The organism is Variovorax sp. RTB1 (assembly GCF_035018765.1).
GTDB lineage: Bacteria > Pseudomonadota > Gammaproteobacteria > Burkholderiales > Burkholderiaceae_C > Variovorax.
In genome coordinates this window covers 1-303 of sequence record NZ_JASJXG010000130.1, presented here as the reverse complement: position 1 = coordinate 303, position 303 = coordinate 1, and the positions used below count along the sequence as shown (strand labels likewise).

1 protein-coding gene is annotated in these 303 nt (G+C 61.7%); it reads right to left on the bottom strand.

Annotated features, from left to right (window positions below; translation table 11 throughout):
- Positions 1–71: 71 nt before the first annotated feature.
- Positions 72–303, bottom strand: a 232-nt coding sequence (locus QN397_RS26660; protein ID WP_323502527.1) for an IS66 family insertion sequence element accessory protein TnpB, incomplete at its 5' end; no start/stop codon positions are given.

Genomic DNA, 303 nt, shown 5'->3' with positions numbered 1-303 from the left:
GCCCTCAAAGGGCGCGAGGCTATGCCCAGCGGGTGGTTCATACGCAACGTCAGCACCGACCGTGCAACCGGTCAGATCTGGCTCGAAACCTCTTCGGTCACGTCACCGGAATTGCCGGTCACGTTCCCGAAATCATCGGTCACGATGCCGAAACCACCGGTCACGCTCCTCCGAAATACGCAGTTGGCAAAGAGATAGGCATGGTGTGCCTTCGCAGCACCGAAGACCTTGACGACGCGCGCCAGGGCAGTGTCGACGCCTGCGCGCATGTCGATCGGTTCGGTGGCCAACCAGATCGCCTCG